Source organism: Benzoatithermus flavus, from assembly GCF_037908215.1.
Classification (GTDB): domain Bacteria; phylum Pseudomonadota; class Alphaproteobacteria; order Geminicoccales; family Geminicoccaceae; genus Benzoatithermus; species Benzoatithermus flavus.
On record NZ_JBBLZC010000061.1, the window covers coordinates 1 to 1,970 of the forward strand.

At 44.0% G+C, this 1,970-nt stretch carries 3 protein-coding genes; 1 reads left to right on the plus strand and 2 read right to left on the minus strand.

Annotation, left to right across the window (positions count from 1 at the left end; all coding sequences use genetic code 11):
• Positions 1–240 (plus strand): hypothetical protein (locus U1T56_RS24020; protein WP_418162022.1); only part of this gene is annotated, 240 nt, incomplete at its 5' end.
• Between the two features lie 42 nt (positions 241–282).
• Here U1T56_RS24020 and U1T56_RS24025 read toward each other — a convergent pair.
• Both U1T56_RS24025 and U1T56_RS24030 read right to left on the minus strand, forming a co-directional pair.
• On the minus strand, positions 283–1,416 hold the full coding sequence (locus U1T56_RS24025) for an IS4 family transposase (protein WP_418162023.1): 1,134 nt from the start codon (positions 1,414–1,416) through the stop codon (positions 283–285).
• A 91-nt stretch (positions 1,417–1,507) separates the two neighbouring features.
• Positions 1,508–1,970, minus strand: a 463-nt coding sequence (locus U1T56_RS24030) for an RNA-guided endonuclease TnpB family protein (protein ID WP_418162024.1), incomplete at its 5' end; no start/stop codon positions are given.

The window sequence follows — 1,970 nt, forward strand, 5'->3', positions numbered from 1 at the left end:
GTCATAGCGGACGGTGAGCTCCTCGGCATACAAGCGAACCATGCGGCCACCTCCTTTTGGACTAAGAAAATGAAAATCACTATCATTAACAATCTTTATTATAACGAAATTCTTAAAAAAGACAATGAATTTTCTCATCGAAAAAACAAGTTTTATGATGGAAAAAAGAAGGATTTTTTCGTTCCGATGTCGAATGAATCCTTGACACACAAGGAACGTAAAGGAGTTTTTCTCTTATGAACGTTCAAGTCAAAAAGGTCTATCGCAATTCACGAGTGTTGATTATCCAAAATTATACATACGCCTTCCATAAATTTGGGCATACTCAAACAAAGCAGCGGCCATCCCGGATTTCCAATCGAGAGGAAGCTGCCCAGAGAAAAAACGGCGAACGAACGAAATGAAGGAAAGAGAGACGTTCGTCTGTTTTTTGGTTTGATCATACAGCCATCGCAGCAACACATACGCGATGAACGCCGCAAACAGTTGGTTGTATACCGCATTTTCCGTCGTGCCAAACAAGGTCGGGACATTCAGATATTGCTTCACCCAACGGAAAAAGACCTCAACAGTCCAACGTTGTTGGTACATGTCGGCAATGGTTTCCGCAGACGCATGGAAGAGGTTCGTCACGACCCGAATGTCGCGGCCATTCGCATCTCGAAAGATCACCACCCGGTGACGCTTGGTGGAGCGGTATTGTTTCGTCCCCAACTGGCACGTGAAGTCGGCTTGAACCGATGAAGATGCGCTCGGAAGGCGTTTCAAGCTTTTTTTCTGATGAAGTTCGATGTTGTCCTTCATCCGAATGACAAAGAGCTGATGCTGCTCCACAAATCGATCGAGGCGTTCGATTTTGAAATACGCCCGGTCTTCCACCAGCACTTGTTGAGCGTTCGTCAACTGTTCTCCCACTGGGCCATCATGACGCAGTCCGATGGTTTCCACCACGTCTGCCGGCAACGAGGATTCCGGCGAATACGCGACGTGCAGCTTCACTCCGGCGCGTTCGCCGTGATACGGCGCCCATGGGAGGCGGTTTTTCCCGACTGTGACGGTCGTCGAATCCACCACCCGAAGCGGTTTGGGAAACCGAAGCGAACGGCGGGTTTGGCGGTTGCACTTGGAAATGATCAACGCCAACAAGCGTTTCATGATGTCATAGGGAACTTCTTTCGCTTTCTTGGATACAGTTGAATAATGGAATCGCGGCAATCCATACAGAGGCCCCACATCGGCTCCGTGGCGAAAGCTTTTCCATTGATGCATGGCGGCCAGCAGGAAGAAGTGAATCAACTCGCGCAACGTAAAGGTTCGAGACGAATCACGATACCCAACCGCTTCGGCAATCAGTTGAATCTCTTCATCCGAAACAAGTTTTTGCATCAAATTCGGGAGTGTGGTATGCTTGTTCATAGAGAGCACCTCCTAGGTTTGTTTGTGTCGCTACTCACATTCTACAGGAAAGGTGCTCTTTTTTCTATACCCTTTGGATTTTATTGGATAATCAACACGCCTGTTGCTTTTTGATTTCTTCCATGTCTAAAAAACTACATTTCGATGTGTAGCTTTCTTCTGTTACAATGACACGAACCCCTTGCTCTTCCGCTTTGTACTGTAATTGATGGATAAACATATCATAAGGAATTTGAACGAACGCTTGATTTAGTCGTTTCCCTAAATCAACCTCTTGTTTCCAATTATCATTTTTACCAATAACAATCGTATCAATATTATGCTTAACACACCAATCTACAACATATCTACTTGCTTTATGCATGAAGTCTTTAATTTTATTGTTTCGTTTTAATGTTAATTTTTCTAGTCTTTTACTCCAATTCAATCCATTTTGTTTCTTTAAAATACTTTGAAAATACGCTTTTTGTTTGTTGTAGTATTGATTTATGGATTTGACTCCTTTGCCATTAATAACAATCGGTGTTTCACCGATGTTATTTACCATAGTTGCA